The 20590-nt window shown below is 48.5% G+C and carries 13 protein-coding genes and 2 pseudogenes; 7 read left to right on the forward strand and 8 right to left on the reverse strand.

The features are described from left to right. The 6 genes and pseudogenes from Mcas_RS14830 to Mcas_RS14855 form a co-directional block, all read left to right on the forward strand. Positions 1-517 (forward strand): annotated as a pseudogene (locus Mcas_RS14830) (hypothetical protein); the annotation flags it as partial. Between the two features lie 219 nt (positions 518-736). Continuing rightward, positions 737-1291 (forward strand): DUF4390 domain-containing protein, encoded by a 555-nt coding sequence (locus tag Mcas_RS14835; protein WP_040336338.1) that lies wholly within the window; start codon positions 737-739, stop codon positions 1289-1291. 2 nt (positions 1292-1293) lie between these two features. Continuing rightward, positions 1294-3336 (forward strand): sensor histidine kinase, encoded by a 2043-nt coding sequence (locus Mcas_RS14840; RefSeq protein WP_040336339.1) that lies wholly within the window; start codon positions 1294-1296, stop codon positions 3334-3336. Between the two features lie 41 nt (positions 3337-3377). Then, a complete protein-coding gene (locus Mcas_RS14845; protein WP_040336340.1) occupies positions 3378-4721 on the forward strand; it encodes a sigma-54-dependent transcriptional regulator in 1344 nt (447 codons plus the stop codon). Positions 4722-4723: 2 nt separating this feature from the next. After that, positions 4724-6004 (forward strand): M23 family metallopeptidase, encoded by a 1281-nt coding sequence (locus Mcas_RS14850; protein ID WP_040336341.1) that lies wholly within the window; start codon positions 4724-4726, stop codon positions 6002-6004. A 58-nt stretch (positions 6005-6062) separates the two neighbouring features. Then, the gene (locus Mcas_RS14855) at positions 6063-6527 is read left to right on the forward strand and encodes a DUF29 domain-containing protein (protein ID WP_040336342.1); all 465 of its coding nucleotides are present in this window, start codon (positions 6063-6065) and stop codon (positions 6525-6527) included. A 95-nt stretch (positions 6528-6622) separates the two neighbouring features. On the opposite strand, the gene Mcas_RS14860 is transcribed toward Mcas_RS14855, so the two are convergent. Then, positions 6623-8683 (reverse strand): hypothetical protein, encoded by a 2061-nt coding sequence (locus Mcas_RS14860; protein WP_040336343.1) that lies wholly within the window; start codon positions 8681-8683, stop codon positions 6623-6625. Between the two features lie 394 nt (positions 8684-9077). Here Mcas_RS14860 and Mcas_RS14865 point away from each other — a divergent pair, with 394 nt between their 5' ends. Then, the gene (locus tag Mcas_RS14865; RefSeq protein WP_040336347.1) at positions 9078-10376 is read left to right on the forward strand and encodes a serine/threonine-protein kinase; all 1299 of its coding nucleotides are present in this window, start codon (positions 9078-9080) and stop codon (positions 10374-10376) included. A gap of 21 nt (positions 10377-10397) precedes the next feature. Here the strand turns inward: Mcas_RS14865 and Mcas_RS14870 are convergent, their stop codons facing one another. The 7 genes and pseudogenes from Mcas_RS14870 to Mcas_RS18895 all read right to left on the reverse strand — a co-directional run. Further along, complete coding sequence (locus tag Mcas_RS14870) at positions 10398-11549, reverse strand: sensor histidine kinase (RefSeq protein WP_040336344.1); 1152 nt, start codon at positions 11547-11549, stop codon at positions 10398-10400. A 2-nt stretch (positions 11550-11551) separates the two neighbouring features. Beyond that, positions 11552-14473: an ATP-binding protein gene (locus tag Mcas_RS17175; protein WP_052567541.1), complete on the reverse strand. Its 2922-nt coding sequence runs from the start codon at positions 14471-14473 to the stop codon at positions 11552-11554. Then, complete coding sequence (locus Mcas_RS17180; RefSeq protein ID WP_052567542.1) at positions 14470-16623, reverse strand: DctP family TRAP transporter solute-binding subunit; 2154 nt, start codon at positions 16621-16623, stop codon at positions 14470-14472. Before Mcas_RS17180 ends, Mcas_RS17175 begins: the two co-directional genes overlap by 4 nt. A gap of 191 nt (positions 16624-16814) precedes the next feature. Continuing rightward, entirely contained in the window at positions 16815-17600 is a 786-nt protein-coding gene (locus tag Mcas_RS17185; protein WP_052567543.1) for an Rpn family recombination-promoting nuclease/putative transposase, read from the reverse strand. Between the two features lie 22 nt (positions 17601-17622). Then, positions 17623-19290, reverse strand: a complete 1668-nt coding sequence (locus tag Mcas_RS14895) for a chemotaxis protein CheA (protein WP_040336345.1) — start codon at positions 19288-19290, stop codon at positions 17623-17625. A gap of 146 nt (positions 19291-19436) precedes the next feature. Next, positions 19437-20075 (reverse strand): hypothetical protein, encoded by a 639-nt coding sequence (locus Mcas_RS14900; protein ID WP_040336346.1) that lies wholly within the window; start codon positions 20073-20075, stop codon positions 19437-19439. 323 nt (positions 20076-20398) lie between these two features. Then, positions 20399-20590 (reverse strand): annotated as a pseudogene (locus tag Mcas_RS18895) (IS5/IS1182 family transposase); the annotation flags it as partial.

The raw sequence follows: 20590 nt of genomic DNA on the forward strand, positions 1-20590 counted from the left end.
TGTACCGGACGACTTTATACTAGCAATCCTTTGCATGACCGACGATATAGACGGCGTTATCAGAACAATAGTGAGCAGACTTTCAGGCTTATCACCAGAGGACGCAAAGGACTATGTCTTCAAACTGTTAGGTCTTTCAAATCTGAACAAAATTTACAATAAAGTCAAAAAGGAGGTAGAGAACATGCCTATAACATTCGACATAAGAGAGAGCGAGATGTTTTTAGATGGCAAACAAGAGGGTTTGCTTGAGGGAGAGAGAAAAGGTTTGCTTGAGGGGGAGAGAAAAGGTTTGCTTGAGGGGGAGAGAAAAGGTTTGCTTGAGGGAGAGAGAAAAGGTTTGCTTGAGGGGATAGAAATGGCACTTGAGATTAAATACGGCTATACAGGCCTTGAACTTATGGGTATGATAAGAAATATTGGCACCTTGGAAGAACTTAGCCAACTAAAGGTCATAATAAAGAGGTCTGATACCATAGATGAAGTAAAGGCAAGTCTTATTGGTATGATCAAGTAAAACTACTTTTTGAGTATATACGAGCAAGTAACTATGAGGCTACAGGACAGGAGCTATGTTTAGGGGTCGTATAGTTACAGCGCAATGGCCTGGTAGGCCTGGGTTTACAACGCATCAAAATTTCAAGTGCCATTATCATGAGTGACCTAAGTTAAGACTCACATTGTCGAGGTGTTTATGGTATACTGAAGCATTAGGAGTTTTTAACCGGAGTTATTGATGCGTAAAGTAACCATAGTGTTATTGTTGTTAGTGAGCCTCACTGTTGACGGAGCAGCTTCATCGGAAGATATTATTGGCCCTGAGGTTGTGTTAAACGGTACTGTTGCCCATATCAGCTTTACCTTGTCTCTGACCGAAGAACAGCTCACACTTATACGCGAGGGAATGGAGAAGGAACTCATCTTCTATATCGACCTCTTCAGGAAGTGGCAGCTCTGGCCCGATGAATTCATACGCGGTAGAAAGATCACCAGAACGATCAAGGCCAACCCCGTCAAGGGTGAGTTTAAGGTCATCTCCGTCAATGAAACCACCATCCTTGAAAAACGCTTCTCCTCCTTTGACTCCATGCTGAGGTGGGCATTGAATATCAAGGACATCCAGATTACACTGAGCGAACTCTCAGACAGTGGTGTGTATTTCATCAGGATCACAATAGAGTCGGTAAAGCAAAAGCCGCCGCAGTTTTACTCATATGTCCTGTTCTTTGCCGACGACAAAGATTTCAAGATCAGAAAGGACTCCGAAGACTTCAGGATAAAGGTCAAATAAGTATGCCGGGACAACTGAAGCGTTATCGGATTGTTGTGACCCTGCTGGTGCTCGTGTTGGCCATGATCGGCATCAGGATATTTGACGCCTCGATGTTGAAGGTCGAACAGGGAGTAACGCCAAAGCTTATAATCGTGGCGCTGTCAACGATGACCCTTATGGCACTCTTTGCCCTGACTATAATGGTCTTTAACAGTCTGATCAAGCTCTACGCCGAACGCAAGAGGCGCCGTGTGGGCTACCGCTTTAAGACCAAATTGGTCATAATCTTTGTCGGCATCACCCTTTTACCCTCTGCCATGCTCTTTGTGATAGCCAGCGGACTGATCACCAATTACATAGACAAGTGGTTTACCCCGTTTATAAATAAACCCATAGACGACGCCTTCGTCCTTGCCACCAGCTTCTACGACATGGTCAGGCAGAACACCCTAACCGATGCCATTGCCATGAGCGAAGGCATCAGCCCCGTAGACAGATATCACATCGAAAGAATCAGCCAAACCACCGATGAAACCTCCGAGGTGATAAAAAACGCCTTCACAGGTATCAGCGGCACGGAGGTCGTAAGCAGCAACACCGGCGACACCATACGGGCAGCAGTCCCCGTAAGAACGGACGGGTCCATCACGGAGGTCCTCATAGTCAGCACAAAACTGCCCGCGGAGATAACAAACAAGGTTGAAGACATCCAATCCGCATACAAGAACTACGGTACCCTCAAGGCTTATAAACTGCCACTTAAAGCAAACTTCCTGATAATCCTGGGCTTTATCACCCTCCTTGTGGTCTCCATCGCCCTGTGGATAGCCATGAGGATATCCCGCGGGATCACAGAGCCAATCCAGAACCTAGTGCGAGCCACCACCATGGTCTCCCAGGGTAACTTCGATACCGTCGTTGACCCCAGCGGCGATGGCGAAATCGGACGACTCATACTGTCCTTCAACGGCATGATCGAAAAGATAAAGACCGCCGAACTCTCCCTACACAACGCCTACACTGAATCAGACAGGAGACGACTGTGCATGGAGAGCATCATCAACAACATAAACTCCGGCGTCATATTCCTCGACGACCAGAGCAGGGTGCTGACGATCAACGGGGCGGCTGTCTCAATACTTGCCGTGAGGGCCGAAGACGTAATCAACAGACCATACACGGAGCTACTCAAAAACATATATTCCGATGAGTTTCACCTGTTCATAAAGGGCATCAACCTGCATAACTTCCAGAGCGTCCGGGAGCAGATGAAGGTATCCATAAACGGCAGGGCCATGGTGCTGCGGATATTTATCATCCAACTCAAGGACGAGGCGAGGAACTCCCTCGGCACCCTGGTGGTCTTTGACGATCTCACCGACCTGATCCAGGCAGAGAAGGCCCTGGCATGGCAGGATGTTGCCAAGCGCCTCACACATGAGATTAAAAACCCCCTGACTCCGATCAAACTCTCCGCCGAACGATTACTCAAAAGGTGGAAAAACAACGACGCAAACTTTGACCGGATTATCGAAAAGGCCACCAGCACCATTGTTAAGGAAGTCGATGGCCTCCAGCGCCTGGTCAACGAGTTCTCACGCTACGGAAGGATGCCCGACATAGAGCTGGCCCCCTCACACCTGGACAGTCTCATACAGGAGGTCGCGGACCTGTATCGGGAGTACGAAACCCTGGAAATATCTGTGCATTACGACACCGACGTTACAGAGATAATGCTTGACACCGACCAGTTTAAACGTGTCCTGATAAATATTTTTGACAACGCAATACAGGCAATGGAGGAAAATGGTAAAATAGACATACGCGTAAAAGAGGATGAGAATCATTCGTGTATCCTCTTAGAGATCAGCGACAATGGCAAGGGCATAGATGAAGAGGACAAGGATAAGCTGTTTCAGCCGTACTTCTCCCGGCGTAAAAACGGCACGGGCCTCGGACTTGCCATAGCGCAAAGGATCGTTATGGAGCACAAGGGAAGGATCAAGGTCGGTGACAATGTACCGAAAGGCTCTACATTTAAGATAGAGCTACCCTGTTATTAGGCTGTGGTGAATGGTTGTAAATTTAAGGACTGTATGGTGCAATGAGCGAGTATAGCATACTGATAATAGACGACGAGCAAGGGATCAGAGAGACCCTTTCAGAGATATTTGAGGATGAGGGCTTTAGTGTTGTTACTCTGTCCTCGGGTGAGGAGGGCATAGAGTTTGTCGGCAAGAACACGCCAGATGTCATATTCCTTGACCTGTGGCTGCCGGGCATGGACGGCATAGAGACCCTGGAGGAGATCAAGCGTATAAACCCGTATATTCCGGTGATAATCATCTCCGGTCACGGCAAGATAGAGCAGGCCGTAAAGTCCACCAAGATGGGGGCCTACGACTTCATAGAAAAGCCTCTGTCGCTGGAGCGCGTGCTTCTGAGCGCCAAGCGGGCCATCGAACGCAAGGAACTGTTGCTGCAAAACGAGTCCCTCAGAAGAGAAAACGTCAAGCGTTTCATGATGATCGGCGACTCTGCTGCCATGGTTGAGCTTAAGAGTCAGGTTGACATTGCCGGCAAGAGTAATGCACGTGTCTTGATCATGGGCGAAAGTGGTTCGGGTAAGGAGCTTGTCGCCAGAAACCTGCACCTCAACAGCGACAGGTCAAACAAGCCCTTTGTGGAAGTCAACTGCGTGGCGATACCTACGGAGCTGATAGAGAGTGAGCTGTTTGGCCATGAGAAGGGTTCATTTACGGGGGCATTTGAGAAGAAGAAGGGCAAATTTGAGCTTTCGCACGAGGGTACGCTCTTTTTGGATGAGATCGGCGACATGTCCATGACCACGCAGGCAAAGGTCTTGCGCGTCATAGAGACCCAGGAGTTTCAGCGCGTGGGCGGCAGCAAGAACATCAAGGTGGATGTGCGCATAATAGCGGCAACCAACAAGGACCTCCCCAAGGAGGTAAAGGAAGGCAAGTTCCGTGAAGACCTCTTCTTCAGGCTCAACGTCATCCCCATAATCGTACCACCCCTGCGTGAGCGAAAGGAAGACCTGCCGTTGTTGATAGACTTCTTCATGAACCTCTTTGCCAACGAATACGGAAAACCCGTCAAGACCATCGACCAGGAGGCACAGAAGATACTGCACAGTTATGACTGGCCCGGCAATGTCAGGGAACTCAAGAACACCCTTGAACGGTTGTTTATAATGGTTCAATCCAAGGTCATTACGGGGGCCGAGGTTGCAAATTACAAGAACACCTCTGTAGACTACTTTGCCTTTGAGACCCTCAGGGATGCACGGGATAATTTTGAAAAGGATTATATCATCAAGCAGCTTATAAAGCACAAGTGGAACGTCTCAAAGACGGCGGAGACCTTACAGATTGAACGAAGCAATTTGCACAGGAAGATAAAGAGCTACGGGATAGTCATACCATAAAGATGAAAAAGGATTCAACCATAATATTAATAGTAGCAGCGGCAGCGCTGATTGTCACTGGTACAGTGTTGTTTATCTTCAGGGCGAAGGCGCCTGTTATAGAGGGGCTGCAGGAGTTTGGTGTTCTGCCGGCGAAAAAGGTGATCGTGTTGCGACTCACCAGCAATGTTGATATCAAGTACGTCGAGGTACTGTTGACCCAGGACGGCAAGGAGGCTGCACTGGTAAAGGATATGCCCAAACGGAAGGCAGTTGAGCTGACGCTAACCGTTGAACCAAGAAAGCTCTCCCTCAGCGACGGCAAGGCGGAGGTGACAGTCAAGGCGGTATCGGGGCGTTTTGCGACAACGCAGCAGCGCCTCCCCGTGACGATAGACATGATCCCACCGGAGGTATCCGTGATAGACTGTTCCTACATAACTGACCAGGGTTCTTCGGCATCGGCTCTGATACAGTCCAGGGATGCAAAGGCCGTTTACGTGCGCGTGGGAGAAAACGCATATCCGACAACAAACGAAATCTTGCCCGACAAACAGCGGTTTTTCGCTATTTATCCCATAGGGCTGGACACCCCCGTGGAGACGCCCATATTTGCCGAAGCCGTAGATGAGGCCGGCAACAAGGCCACGGCCCCAATTAAGACAATTGTAAAGAAGACCGTTTACAGAAAAGATACCCTGAAAATAACCGACAGCTTTATAAAAAAGCAAGTCTATCCGATGCTGAACACAACCGACATCCCTCCGCTTGAGGCATTTAAGACCGTTAACGAAAAGTGGCGCACAGAGGCAGAGGAGAAGATAAATGCCTTGACCAGGACCAGCGTAAACAAGATGCTGTGGAGCAGTCCGTTTGTGCAGATGAAAAACAGCAAGGTCTTTGCCCGCTTTGGTGACATCAGGAGCTATGAGTACGAAGGCAAGATAGTCAGCCACAGTCGTCATCTTGGGTTTGACCTGGCGTCGTTGAGCAACACCCCCGTGGAGTCGGCCAACGCCGGAGTGGTTGTATTTACGGGTGATATTGGCATCTATGGCAATGTTGTGATAATCGATCACGGGCTTGGTTTGATGAGCTTATATGCGCACTTGTCTTCCATTGACGTGGCCGTAGGGCAGCAGGTGGAGAAGGCCTCGGTTATCGCACACAGCGGGATGACGGGGTTTGCCGGTGGCGACCACCTACATTTTGCCATGCTGTTACACGGGCAGTATGTCACACCCGTTGCCTGGTGGGACAAAATGTGGATAGAAAAACGTGTCCTTAACGTCCTGAACAAGTAAAGAAAAAAAGAACGAGTACTTGACAATTGCCTCAAAGGTAATGTTAGCATATCATTATATGGATACTTTGACACATAGCAAGACGCTTACAGCTCGTGCCCTCTATGAGGTTGATTTTTATCAATGGGTGTTTCATAATGCCAATCTGTTGCGGCAAGGCAGACTCACAGAGATAGACATAGAAAATATAGTAGAGGAGCTGGAGGACATGGGCAGGAATAACAAAAGAGAACTGGCAAGCCGAATAATGGTGCTAATAAAGCACCTGCTGAAATGGCAGTACCAACCAAAACGGCGCTGTAGAAGCTGGAGCATGACAATAGATAATCAAAGATCAGATATTAATCGTTTGCTTGAAGACAGCCCAAGCCTGAAGTATAATATAGAAACCGTTACGACTAAAGAGTTTATAGAAGCTAAACGTAGGTTTGAAAATGAAACAGGGATTAGTGCCAGTGAATTACCCAGGAATTGCCCCTATACGTTTGAACAATTAATGGATTACAGTTTTCGACCCGAATAGTCCTTTATCCAAAAAATTTTTCCTGTAAAAAAATCCTGTGACGGTCAAAGAAGGCAGCTCCGCTTCTTTTTCGCTCCAGGACGCTCCTGGCCCCTTCAGAACCCCCTGCAAGGAGGCCAGCCCCCTTTACCCCCAGTTTTGCTTTTATCCACAGTTATTCGAGCTGCTAAACCTTTTTGGTTTCTCTGCGTAACTTTTTTTGGGCTGCGAGCGTAAAACATCATCATAACACTAATCACACAGATCAGGATTAATGTACCCAACTGCGTTATTGTTGGGACTTGTACCACCGGTGGGGGTGGCGGTGGCTGAGGGGTCCTGTCACACCCACTCCACCAGCAAGGGTTTTGTTCCATGAAGGTCATGATGGCATCATATTTAGGCGCATCAGTCCTGCTCTGGGTCTGATGTTCTAATGCGCCAAATGTGGCCCCATTTATGGTATGATCAGACAAGTTAAGAAAGTGAAAAAATTCATGACCTCCGGCGTTTTTGAAGTTTGTAAAGTTTGTGAGGTATACAGTTTTCATCCTGGGGTCACGACCGGCAGCCATGAACTTATTGTGGATGATGTTTTGGGGATCGCCATCCTCTTCAGTATCACCATCACCATCAAATATGTTAGCCGTATAGTGCTGCCCCCCTTCATAAGCCACCATCCTTAATCCCCTTGTATTCGCTAAGGCATAAAGGGCATTATAAAAGCCTTTTAGCTCATCCAGAGCGCTTTGCGAACCCGGCACTATTGCCCCGCCATTGTTTGTCTCAGTGAAGATACCGTCTACTGTAATCGCTAAAATTTCGGGCTGATATTGATAACGATATAGATTCCCGGTAAAATATCCGTTAACGGCCAAGACGTCTGCGTCTTTGTAGGCATCTTCGTAATCCAGTACCTCTTGTGTATAGGCGGTATCTACGTTTAATGTAGATAACGCCCTGATAATACGACTGGGCTGACTCGAAAAAACACCCCTCCATATAGAGTGTATCTCCCCTGCCCGTCTGGAATAGTACCTTGCTACCTTGATGCCGGATGGAAAAAAGGTATCTCCACCAGGTATACCTAATGAATTCGCCATAGTAATCATATGGTTATAATCGTCGACATAAGAAGTATAAGTAAACACTTCATTAGTATACTCAATATAGAGCTTAAGGTTTGGGGCAAGATTGCTCTTCATAAAGGTTGCGAATTGAGTATTGTAGTCATCCGTTGACTTGGCAGGGATATTTAACCAGGTGTCTGTATTAAGGATATTACTTAGCGCAACGATAAATTCATAAGGGATTCCTTTTCCTTGTTGACCAGGGGTGAAATTAGCATCAGCGTAGGTCTGCTGTTTAATATCAGCCCTCTCAGACCAATGCTGCAGGGGAGAGTTTGTTATTGCCATCCAGTTCATATATCTGATAGCCCTGTATTTCTTGAGTCTGCGCAGGAATTCGGGATGAAATACCGCCTTGGGATTATTCATGGTGGAAGTTGAATCTTTAAATCTATCCCAATATACCTGCTCAAAATCAAAACATGTCTGACCGCTGCTGCATGAGCCAGTCCCCCCTCTGGATGTCTGACAATACGCAAAATAATCAAGATTATTCGAACTACTGCCGCATACCCCGCCCGGCACAATGAGGCGGAAGTTCTTTAAATAGCCGGGTTGAAGTTCCCTGATTTTCATTGAAATCCCGGAATTAGTGGGATTTGATACCATGAAGGTTGAACGTTTAATGCCATTACTTGTAGTGATAGCCGCCCACTCGGAGTCAAAGACTGAATCGGAGTCACCAAAGACAGTAAATTTACCATCGCCTTCCCATAAGATGACATATTGCCCTGCCGGATAATGTCCATTCATATCTTTAAGAATAAGCGTATCAATACATTGATCGGCGACAAGGGAGGTAACCCATCCGTTTGAGTCTTTAGTCATTGCAGGGCCGTTATCCCAACCACCTGAACACAGGCTGGACACCCATTGTCTCGACTTGGGAAAGGTATCAATAAACACCCAGTCATTAGACCAATAGTTAAACGCCACAACGTTTGTCCCCAGTGACGAGGTATAATTTTCAGTGTTTACGCTATAAGCCTCCCCCGTGTTTATTAAAGTGACAAATACAACCAACACAATCATGAAGAAATGTTTCATAAGTTTTCTCCTCCCTAAGTCTTAATGTTGTTGCTTTGATTCATATATAATAGTCTATCACTTATCGAGCTGTTTTTCAATAATTATTTTTCTGCTACACATCTACCCTGCTTTTTATTTCACGATTAAAAGGCATGGATTCCTGCTCCCTTCCCTGTTCAAGCCAGGGACATGGTTCAAGCCAGGGACATGTTTCGCAGGAATGACAGTTACAGCCGTTTTCCAAGTGTGCCTGCCCCTGGCTCAAACAGGGGTCATTCCTGGCTTGACCAGGAATCCAAGATGCGTAAAAGTACAGTTATCATGAAATATAAAGAAGATACAAAAAAACAGGTCTTGTCAAAAGGGTTGCTACTTTGCTATGTTAAACGTAGCATATGAAAGCAGAGGTATCATGGGTACAAGACACATATTTAGAATAGGCAAGTACGACCTCAAGGAAGAGATAGGGCGTGGGGGAATGGGGATAGTGTATCGCGGCGTGGACCCTTACATTAACCGTGAGGTGGCAATAAAGGTCGCCAATGCCGAAAACATGCACGACAGCGAAAACGCCAACCGCTACAGACGCATGTTCTTCAACGAGGCCCGGTGTGCGGGGATACTCGACCACCCCAATATAGTCCACGTCTATGACGCCGGCATAGAGATAAAGCACTGCTACCTTGTCATGGAGTTTGTCAAGGGCGCCAAGAGCCTCAAGGACTACTGCAAACCCGATAAGCTGCTGCCCAGGGAGAAGGTCATCGAAATCATCTTTAAGTGCTGCAAGGCGCTTGACTATGCCCACAACCTGGGAATCATCCACCGGGACATCAAGCCGGGCAATATTATGATGACCGAAGACCTCGACGTCAAAATCGGCGATTTTAGCATCGCCCAACTCAACAAGACCGACGTCACGCAGGTAGGGGGCCTGATGGGTTCTCCGCTGTACATGTCCCCGGAGCAGATCAAGGAGGAGGAGCTGACCAATCAGACCGACCTGTACTCCCTGGGCGTGGTCATGTACGAGCTGCTGACGGGGATGCCACCAATAAAGGCCGACAACCTCTCCAGCCTGATCCTGAAGATAATCAACGATGACCCCCTCCCCATGCACGTCTACAAGCCTGATATGCCGGAAGTCCTGGAGCTGATAGTGAAAAAAGCCCTCAATAAAAACCCCCAGCAACGCTACCCCCGTGGCATCGACTTTGCCGCAGACCTGGTAGGCGCCATGAAGAACCTCAAACATGCCGACAGGGTTATCAAGGAACAGGTGCGGCATGAAATGCTCAGGAAGCTGGAATTCTTCAAGGGGTTTTTTAACTCCGAGTTGTCCGAGGTCATGCGAGCCAGCTCGTGGGTCGAGCACCCCGCAAATGACCCCATAATCACCGAAGGCGATATCGATGACTCATTTTTTATAATAGTATCGGGCGAGGTGCAGGTCAAAAAGGGGGACAGACCCCTGGTAATCCTCAAGACGGGCGATTGCTTCGGTGAGATGGGTTTTATCACCAAGGCCAAACGTTCGGCAAGCATCATCTCCGCCACCGATGTGACACTGCTCAAGATCAGCGGGACGATGATCGACAGGACGTCGCCACAGTGTCAGATACGGTTTAACAAGATGTTCCTCAAGACCCTCATAACACGCCTGTCCCGGACAAGCGATGACCTGTCAAAGATGCAGAAAGAAACTCCGTGACGGTCCCCCCCGTAACCGTGTCTATGTACCTGTTGTAAGCGGCAGGGTGATGACAAACTCCACACCAACCTGCGTGTTCGATACGGATATCGTTCCTTCCATTTTTCCCTCTACGATAGCCCTTGACATGTACAACCCAATCCCCGTGCCGCCATCCCCCTTGGTCGTGACGTATGGCTCAAATAGCCTGTTGAGCACGGACTGGTCAATTCCCCCGCCATTATCGCACAGACGCACAACCACCTTGTCGCCGGCACCCTCAATGTCAACCGTGATCCACCCCTCATAGGCAGCATTTCCGTTCTTTTTGTGTCCCTTGATGGCGTCCCGGCTGTTGTTTATGAGGTTGAGGATTACCTGTTTGAACTCGTTGATGTATCCGCTTGAATACAACCCAAGTGTCCTGGGAAAGTTTAACCGTAATGCAACGTTGTCCTTCTTCAGTTGGTCGGAAAATAGAGAGGCTACGCTATAAAATGCCTCCGCAACACTAAACGTATCCTTGTGGTGGGAGGGCTTGAGGAAGTTCTGGAAGTCAGACACCGTCTGGGACATGTGTTTGATCAGCGCCATGCCCTGTGCAACCGATTGTTCAATGTACGGCTTATTAAGCTCGCCCATATCAAAGGCGATCTCCAAATCCTGTATGGTGAGGCTGAGGGCATTTAGCGGCTGCTTCCACTGGTGAACAATGGCACCAATCATCTCACCCATCGCCGCCATCTTGGACTGCTGCACCAGCATCTGCTCCTCAAGGCGACGCCTGTCAACCTCCTCCTGCACCCTCCGCTCCAACGCCTTCTGCAGGCTATACAGGTTTAGATGAGTCTGAATCCGTGCTACGACCTCTTCACGTTGAAACGGTTTACAGATGTAGTCCACACCGCCGCTGTTGAATGCGTTGACCTTTTCGGCGATATCCGTCAGCGCACTTATAAAAATAACCGGGATATCAGCCGTTGCGGGGTTGGCCTTCAATCTGCGGCAGACCTCATAGCCATCCATATGAGGCATCATGATATCGAGCAACACCAGCTCCGGCCTGACCTTCACCACCACCTCAAGGGCGTTTACGCCATCCGTGGCAAAGGATAACTTATAGTGCTCCATCAATATCTGCCGCAGCAGTTGTCTGTTGCCAGGCTCATCGTCTACAATCAATACGCCGTACATATTCATCCCTCCACTTCTATTGCCAAAGTCCTGGCAAATTGTACCGTTTGAAGCCTTGCCCCGGCAAAGTCCAGCTCCTGGACATATCTCTTGATCTGTGCGATTTGCTCTGCACCGACATGCCGCTGCAACTGAGCGAGTAACGGTTCAACATCATCGGGGCTGTATTGCTCAAAGGCCTGCATCATTGCCGCAATGGTCTCTCTTATCGCCGGGATATCCGGTCCGCCCTCGACAATCTGTTCTGCGACCTGCACCTGCATATCCTGTAACCTGCCGATGGAGCCGACAACCCTGCCCAGTGCATCCCTGAGTTGCTCCAACAACGCCTTGACCTGCTCAATGTGTTGCTCCCTGAGGGCACGCTCAACCTCACGACAGATCTCATACACCTGCGGCATCGCCAGATTGCCCGACAACCCCTTGATGGCATGTACGACCTTCGTTGCAGCCTTTATGTCGTTACTCTCAATGAGTGAGGATATGCCCTGGACTGCATTGCCGTACTTGTGCGAAAACTCCCTCAAGGCCTCTGCATAGACCTTTGGGTCCATCCATGTCTCTATACCTTTTTCCACGTCTATGCCCTCAAGTAACAACAAATTATCTGACAGAAATGTCTCCTGTTCAACCGACGGTTTAACGGACACCTGTCCAACCCCATCGGGAGTTATCTCTTCTATTGTATCAAAAAGTTGCCCAAACTGAACAGGCTTACCAATAACGGCATCAATCCCCTTGTGTACATAGGTCGCCCGCTCTTCTTCCATCACGCTTGCCGTCAGGGCGATAATGGGTATATGTCTGTCAGAATATTGAGCTTCCAGAGTACGTATATGCTGTGTGGCCTGCAGGCCGTCCATCTGTGGCATCTGGATATCCATCAGGATGACGTCAACGGTATCGCTCTTGAATCGCTCAACAGCTTCAAGGCCGTCTCTGGCCACTATTACGGTATGCCCCTGATGTTCCAGGCGGGTTTTTAGCAAGACGATGTTTTCTTCAATGTCCTCGGCCACCAGTATCCTGAATGCCCGATGTGGCCTGCTCTGTCGGATGCTGTCACCGGTGCCGTCTGCACCATGAACAAGGTACTGTGAGTCTTTATCCGTTCGTTTTACGTCAACGATAAAGTGAAAGGTGCTCCCCTTACCCGGTTCGCTTTCGACCCAGATGCGGCCACCCATCATCTCAACCAACTGCTTGGATATCGTCGTACCGAGGCCGGTGCCACCGAAACGCCGGGTCATCGAGCCATCGGCCTGGGTAAAGGCATCAAATATCCCCTCCAGCCTCTCAGCGGGTATACCGATCCCCGTGTCGGTGATGGCAAAGTGTATGAAGTCACCCTCTGTGTGTGGGTGTACCTCTATGCCGACGCTGCCTCGTTCGGTGAACTTGATGGCGTTACCTGCAAGGTTTATGATTATCTGCCGCAGGCGCAGGGGGTCGCCGATGAAGTTGCCATCGAGTTTAGGGGCAATATTGCAGGTGAAGTCAAGCCCCTTTTCACGTACCTTGACTTCAAACATCTGATGCACGCTCCGGAGCAGGTCGTTGAGGTTAAAGGGCTTTAGCTCCAGGGTCATCTTACCGCTTTCCATTTTGCTGACGTCCAGGATGTCGTTTATCAACCCCAGCAGGGCATGCGCCGACTTCCTTGCAATGCCCAGGTACTGTCTGTCGAGTTCTGAGAGGTTGTAACCATCCAGTACCAGTTCCAGGAAACCCAGTATGGCGTTCATGGGGGTTCTGATTTCATGACTCATGTTTGCCAGAAACGCGGACTTGGCCTTGTCGGAAGCCTCGGCGACCTCCTTGGCGGCGGCAAGCTCTGCCGTGCGCTGACGGACACGTAGCTCCAGGTCATCGTAGGCGCTCTTGAGGCTTGCCTCTGCCTTGTTGCGTTGCACGATTTCCTCTTGCAGGAGTTCATAGTTGCTTTGCAGCTTATCCTTGGCAGAGACGAGCTGCTCTGTCCTTTTGTCAAAGAGGCCGGCCAGGAGCTCCAGCTCATCCTTAGTCCCCAACGGGCTGCACTTGATAAACTCATCCTTTGAGGCCTTCTCAACACGCGCACACAGCGTCAGGATCGGATCACACACGATGTGTCCCATCCTGATGGCAATGAATACGGCAACGATAATAAAAAAAATACCGATAAGAAACAGCTTGATAATAGCATCCCATATGACCTCTCTGTACGTGGATTTTAGTGCACCAAGCTCAACGGATATCTTCAGCTTGTCAAGGATAAAATAGCTCCTAGTGGCATAGTTCCTGACTACTATATATGAACTGCTTGCCTTAAAGTTCTTATCCGTAATCCTGACATTATTGGCATACAGTCTGTAAAAAAAGGCCTCCCTGGGCAGGATGTCGCCAAATATGCTCACCAGGTCATACTCGATGACCAGCGCCCCCTGCGTGGTGTTGTAGAACTCTATCGGAACGATGTAGACCAGATTGTTATTGTCGGCAACGTAAAATCTTGGTTCCCCAACAGCCAGGGTCACTCGCAAGAACCTCGCCCTTGAATAATCAGGTGGATTGGCCAGGGTTGAGTAAGCAACGCTTTCGTCAAAACGCACCATGGTTACAGCGTGGACATCATTCCTGGCGAAACTGTTAATCAACTTAGGCAGGTAATCCGCCCTTCCCTGGGGATCGAGCAAGGCGTTGACTACAAATGGATTCTTGCTGAAGTGGTTAGCGGTATCAAAGAGATAGGATATTCGCTGCTGGAGATTCATAATGCAGTGTTCATTATATATCTTTAGGTCATTATTTAACTCGGCGGTGAGGGTCCTCTCCAGCAGTATGGCAACCGTAACGATGACGGAGACCAGCAGGCTCAGTATAATCGTTATATGCTGCAAGAGGAGTCTGTTTCTCAGGCCTTTTTTCTGAGGCTTACCCGTCACTTTGCCCCCTTGCCGATGGGCACTATGGCACCATCCGTGTCATACGTGGCCATGAAGTAGTCATTGACGTTGAGGGCGTCATGCCTTTTCTTTGTAAACGGTGGTGAGTATGTCTTCATCATGCCGTTGTAGTGTTGAATATTTTCGAGGGCGTTACGTATGGATGGGCGGTCAATGGTCTCTGCGCTGTTGATTGCCATTGCCAGGAGGTGGACCAGGTCATAGGCCTGAGCCGTAGCCGCCGGCGCGGGTATCTCCTGCGGTGAGCTGACGTGGTAGGTGGCCATATAGTCTTTGAGTACACGCCCGGTTGTTTCATTCTTAGGATTTAGAAAGGAAAAGGTCTGAAAAAAGGTTAAATCCACGTTTTTTAGTTGTTCTTTTACATCTGTCCAGAAATATCCCCCGGTAATAGAGCCATGGGCGACGATTGGCATCTTCTGTTGTCGTAGTACCAGACCTTTGACAATTGCCGCCCCCTCCGGAGCAGTTGCTATAAGCACCAGCACCTCGGCTCCGGCTCTCTCGATATTGCTGATTTGCTTGAGCATGTTATCTTCGCCCACGTTAAAAGACTCTATGGCGCATGGCGTTAAGTTATTGTCCTTGAGGTAGTCTACCAGTACCCTTTCATTTTCTCTGCCCCAGAGGGTATTTAAACGCAAGATGGCTATTTTTTTGGATTTCTTTAATGCCTGCCGTATAAGAAAAGGCCCTGCCTCGGCATCATTGGCAGAGACCCTGAATACATAATTGGGTTTATATGGATTATTGGTGACATTGTCTGAGGCAGCCCATGGGATGAGGTATACGATCTTTTCCTTATGAATTAACTCCAGGTCGGCCAAGACTACCGAGCTATGAAGGCCCCCCATTATTGCCACCAGGTTTTTCATCTTACTAAGGTAGGCGATGTTTTGTTTACTAATGGCAGACATCCCGGTATGGTTCATTACTACGACAGACAGTTTTTTGCCAAGCACGCCGCCGTGGGCATTGATTTCGTTTATAGCAAGCTCCATGCCACGCTTGATGGCCATGCCCGTCAGGGAAGAACCCATGCTCATGTCGGCGTTGAGGCCGATTATGATATCCTCCTCTTCCGTGTAGTTGTACTTGTGCTTAAGGTACTCCCGTGTGAGACCAATGACGTCTTCCCCTACGGTAGTGGCGTATTTATCGACGATGTGTCTGGTTGTCCTTTGAAATTCCTTGCTCTGTTGCTCACTGAGGTAGCTGACGTCAACGCCTGTTTCCTTGATGGCTTTGATGTGTTCTGCTTCCTTTTTGGCGATTAGTTCTCTCTCAAACGGTGTAAACTCCTTAGCGGTTGCCATGAGTATCTGTATAATGTCGCCAGGCAGGGAGTCGATCGTCTTTTTGCTAAAGCAGAAGACGTATGCCAGGTAGGCGTGATTGCTTATTATCAGGTGGGATTGAACCTCATAGAACTTCAGTGCGTAGATGGCGGCGATGGGGTTTTCATGGCCATTGACGACCCCGTCCTTGAGCGCCTTGTATGTCTGATGAAAGTCTATCGGGATAGGGTTTGCGCCAAAGGCAAGGAACTGGTCCATGATGAGGTTGCTTTTCATTATGCGGATGTTCATGCCGTTAAAGTCCTTTGGGGAACTTATGGGTCTGTCTGCGGTGAACTGCTTAAAGCCGTTTCCCCAGAATGCGGCCCCAACAAGTCCTTGCTCCCTGAGTCTTTCCAGGAGCAGGGCACCGGGTTTGCCATCGAGCATTGCGTAGGCGTCCTCCGTATGTGGAAACAGGAACGGGATGTCTGCGTACTGCAGGGCGGGCAGTATCATGCTCAACTTGGCAGTTGGAGACAGCAGGATATCGAGTTGTCCGTCGATAGCCATTTCAATCATCTGGTGGTCGTTAGCCAACTGTTGTGCTGGGAAGATTTTGATCTTCAAGCGTCCTTTGGTTCTTTCGCTGACGGTATCGGAGAATCTTTGTGCGGCGGTGTGCATGGCGCTATCGGGGGGCATGTTATGGCCAAAGGTCAGCTCATAGACCTTGGCCTCCTTGCCCACGGAGTTGGAGGTGGCAAAGAGATAAAGGTAAAGCAGCATCGCCACTGTCATCCCGATAACGGCAGTAACAACAAATATCAGACGTCTGTTAATGTCTTCCAATGTCTTTGCTCAATCCTTATGTGTTCTCTTTGATATTATAACATTAACTCTGTGCAATTGAGCTAAGAAGGGTGCATACGCAAGCAGGAATCCATATAGCCACCATTTTTTTATGCACCCCACAGAACACAGAATAGCATTGCCGAATGAACCTGTACCGTGAAATACATGCGTGGGGTAATAACCCTCACTTACTCGAAAAAACCCTTCAACTCCTCTATAGAGACAGACGTCTTTAACACCCCCTTGAACCTCTCCAATGCCTCTATGGTTCCAAGCCCTCTGACGCGTCCCATAAGGGCAGTCCCTCTGTCTCCGTACTTCATTTCAAGCACTATCGCTATTCCCTCAAGCAGCCCTTCGAGCTTGCCTTCGATTTTCCCTTCGTTTTTTCCCTCAACAAATGCCCATGTCTCATCATTGGACCTCATCTGCCAATACTCATATACCTCAAGCTCTTTCTTATCCCACAGCATCTCCGTTGCTATTTCGTAGGCCTCCCTTATCTCGTCAAAGTTAGCACTCGCAGGCATTATCTGCATGGAACCGGCATTCTTTATGAAATATATCCTATGCCGTGTCAGATAATCACTGCCATCAAATGCGTTAAAATTCACTATTCCTATAAATATCACCTGATTTAACTTAGGATAGTCGTTTCCTTTATCCAGTTGAACAATATAGGCCTTACTGGTATAATAAAGCACACGTTTTTGAAATCCTGCCTTCTTTTGAATCTGTATCTCTACGATGAATATTATGCCCCGCTTATCTCTTGCCCTTATATCCAGGATACTCTCTTTTAAGGTTGTAATATCCGGCGCTTGATAAGGATTCAATATCGTTATGTCATCGATAACCCTGTCCCCGCTTAAGTCCAGCACGGAATTCAAGAAAGATATCAATATCCCCTTCTTGTTTTCATTGCCAAATATCTTCTTGAATGCTACGTCGTTTCTTACATCTACAAACTTCATAGCTTTATTATAATGTAATTGCTTACAATTGTGCAATCAAAACGAGTTTGCCTATTTCCGAGACATTGAGCAAAAACGACACACTGCCATCGGGCATGATAGCGCTTCCCGAAAGGATTGTTATGTGGGCAAACATGCGCAACAACGGCTTGATAACCAGGCTGATCTGCTCCTCGATCTCCTCGACCTCCAGACCAAAGTCCCCGCTCTGACAACGCAGCAACACCACATGACACTGCCTCTTTGCCCGGAATGCCTCCGTGTGATCGACCTCCGTGCCCCCACCGATGACCTGTTCAAGCCGCAACAGAGGCACCAGACGCTGACGCACACGCACCATAAGACGGTGCATCTTCCGTTGTACGTTAGTTCGGACATCGTCGTCGTAAAACGACAGCAACTCCACGATGTCGGCCTGCGACAACGCAAACCGCTGCCCGGCAGTGCGCACCAGCAGAACCGGCACTATCGCCATTGCCTGCGGAATGCGGATGCTAAAACGTGTGCCCTCATCTGTCGTGCTGAGGATAGAGATCGTGCCGCCGACCTTTTCGACCTCCCTCTTGACCACATCCATGCCCATCCCCCGACCGGATATCTTGCTTATACGTTGGGCAGTGGAAAATCCGGGCTCCATGATAAACCTAAAAACTTCGTTGTCGCCGATGCCCTCGGCCTGCTGAGGCGTGAGCAGACCAAGCTCCACGGCCTTTGCCCTGGTGCGGTTGACGTCAATACCGGCGCCATCGTCAGCAACGTCGATAAATATTTGACCGTGCCTCTGCCCTGCCGAAAGCTCTATCCTACCCAGCGGCGATTTCCCCTTTAACTGCCGAACCTCCGGGGATTCGATCCCGTGGTCTGCGGCATTGCGGATCAAATGCCCAAGTATGTCCTTGATCGACAACAGGACGCTGCGATCAACCTCCGTGTCCTCACCGCTCATATGCAGATAAATCTTCTTGCCGGATTCCACGGAAAGGTCTCTCACCAGGCGATGATATGTCTCCCAGATGCGTCCAATTGGCTGAAGGCGGTACTTGATGACCTCATCCTGCAGGGTGTGCAGGTGTTGTTCCATTTCCTCAATGCCCTGCGGTGACATCCCCTGATTGTGCGTGATGGCGTATCGCAGTTGGTTAAACGTAACCACCATCTCACCGACGATGTTCATTAAGCCATCGAGGCGCTTGATGGGCAGGTGTATGGTTTCGATGTTGAGCGGCGTGGCATCCGTTATGCTGCTACACTCATCGTCGATGCCATCTGGTTGGGTCAGATCGAGCGTGACACTGGCCTTTGCCTGCAGGCTCTGTAGCCTGTCAATCTGCGTACTGAAGTCCACGTCCCCCTCCTGGCCGGTCTTTTCAATGACCTGCAGCATCCTTCTGACAACGTCCACAACCGCCAACAGCGCACTGCCCATCTCACGGGTCATCGACAGCTCCCCCTGCCGGATCATCTGCAGGACGTTCTCCGCACAGTGGGTCAGCTCCTCAAGCCCAACAAAGCCCATCATCCGGCAATTGCCCTTGATGGTGTGCATACAGCGAAAGACCGTGTTGAGCAGCTCCTTGTTTGCCGGACTGCTCTCCAGCTTTAGCAGATAGCGCTCTATCTGATCAAGGGATTCACCGTTTTCAGACATAAACTCCTGCAAGAGCGCATCTTGGGTCTCTTCGTTAAACATGACGTCTTTATTGTATCACATATTCAGAGGCAATTTTGAAAAAAATAAGCGAAAAAAAGAACGGGGGTGGGTGTGACACCAGTTGCTATAATACGCGGTCACACCCTCTATACGTACTATAAAGACTAACTCTGGTGTTTGGGGATTTATTTAACGTTTGTAAAACAAAAATATGAAGGTGTCTTAGGATACCTTTTGTTTTTAGCACTACAACGGGCAGTTGACTTTTTGTGCATATACTCGTTCAACGACATCTTAAAAAATGCAATCCCCCTGTAGTCTGATTGATATTCTTTTTTCTCTGTGTTACGGTAATGTCGTCTGTGATGGAAGTTCTGAGCGACAATCTCACCCTGGAAATGCACCACACTGTGGCTTGATTGTTGCGTTGCTAAAGAAACATCAGCAACTGGGCTTTTGATACAACTATCGCCAATTTCTTGTTGTTTTCCGTGATCAGGTTTCATTGCTTGCTTTATGGCATGTAGTAACTCGTTGAGTTCTTCCCTGGCAAAGTCGGCAAGGTCACGATATTGGAGCCAAGTGTTGGCCAGTTGTAGTGCCACCTCAAAATTACATGCCTTATACCATAAAGATACGGCGCTTACCACGGATATCTCCAAGGTTCTGGATTTGCTCTTATCCACACAGCCAACGGCTGCTTCCTCTTCCTGCGCAGCCTGCATATACAGTACTCGTGCTCTGTCAGGTTGGTTCTGACGGGTCATTATCTCTGCCTCGGAAGCAAGTTTCCAGCTTCTCTCATGGTGCTCTGACCAGCTCATCAACTATCCTCCATATCTTCCATTAAAATTAATGACTCACAAAATCCTACCACAACGGCCTTTCCGGGTAATTTACTACGCCCTTTTTTCAATTGTTCGAGCTTTTTTCTCAGTCTGTATTCTATGAGCCTCTTGCAAAAAGAAATCAAAAATCCCTACAAATATCTACTCTCTCATCTTTAATGAGGTCTAAATTTTATTCACTCACATAAAAATCTCCAAATCTTCTATTTTATCGGACATAATTGCCAATTTGTTCTGATTTTAGACGCATTTCTCCCTCATAATGCTAAAACAACCTTTTTTTAGGTATCTTTTATCGTTTAGGTTATCAGTTTTAACATTTGATCGGCAAATAAGACAACAATTCCGATCATCAAGTGCATCTTTACTTTCATGCTTCCCCTTACCAAAACATTATTTCCACCAAATTCGGTCTTCAATCTACCATTGACTCTTTCGATTGTAGTACGTTCATTATATCTTATAGCCTCTGCAGTGGACATTGGTAAAAC

It is taken from the genome of Candidatus Magnetobacterium casense (assembly GCF_000714715.1).
Taxonomy (GTDB): Bacteria; Nitrospirota; Thermodesulfovibrionia; order Thermodesulfovibrionales; family Magnetobacteriaceae; genus Magnetobacterium; species Magnetobacterium casense.

Excerpts from the sequence above, each read along its gene's own strand:
- Mcas_RS14835 (WP_040336338.1), top strand. The coding sequence starts at position 737 with ATGCGTAAAGTAACCATAGTGTTATTGTTGTTAGTGAGCCTCACTGTT.
- Mcas_RS14840 (WP_040336339.1), top strand. The coding sequence starts at position 1,294 with ATGCCGGGACAACTGAAGCGTTATCGGATTGTTGTGACCCTGCTGGTG.
- Mcas_RS14845 (WP_040336340.1), top strand. The coding sequence starts at position 3,378 with ATGAGCGAGTATAGCATACTGATAATAGACGACGAGCAAGGGATCAGA.
- Mcas_RS14850 (WP_040336341.1), top strand. The coding sequence starts at position 4,724 with ATGAAAAAGGATTCAACCATAATATTAATAGTAGCAGCGGCAGCGCTG.
- Mcas_RS14855 (WP_040336342.1), top strand. The coding sequence starts at position 6,063 with ATGGATACTTTGACACATAGCAAGACGCTTACAGCTCGTGCCCTCTAT.
- Mcas_RS14860 (WP_040336343.1), bottom strand. The coding sequence starts at position 8,683 with ATGAAACATTTCTTCATGATTGTGTTGGTTGTATTTGTCACTTTAATA.
- Mcas_RS14865 (WP_040336347.1), top strand. The coding sequence starts at position 9,078 with ATGGGTACAAGACACATATTTAGAATAGGCAAGTACGACCTCAAGGAA.
- Mcas_RS14870 (WP_040336344.1), bottom strand. The coding sequence starts at position 11,549 with ATGTACGGCGTATTGATTGTAGACGATGAGCCTGGCAACAGACAACTG.
- Mcas_RS17185 (WP_052567543.1), bottom strand. The coding sequence starts at position 17,600 with ATGAAGTTTGTAGATGTAAGAAACGACGTAGCATTCAAGAAGATATTT.
- Mcas_RS14895 (WP_040336345.1), bottom strand. The coding sequence starts at position 19,290 with ATGTTTAACGAAGAGACCCAAGATGCGCTCTTGCAGGAGTTTATGTCT.
- Mcas_RS14900 (WP_040336346.1), bottom strand. The coding sequence starts at position 20,075 with ATGAGCTGGTCAGAGCACCATGAGAGAAGCTGGAAACTTGCTTCCGAG.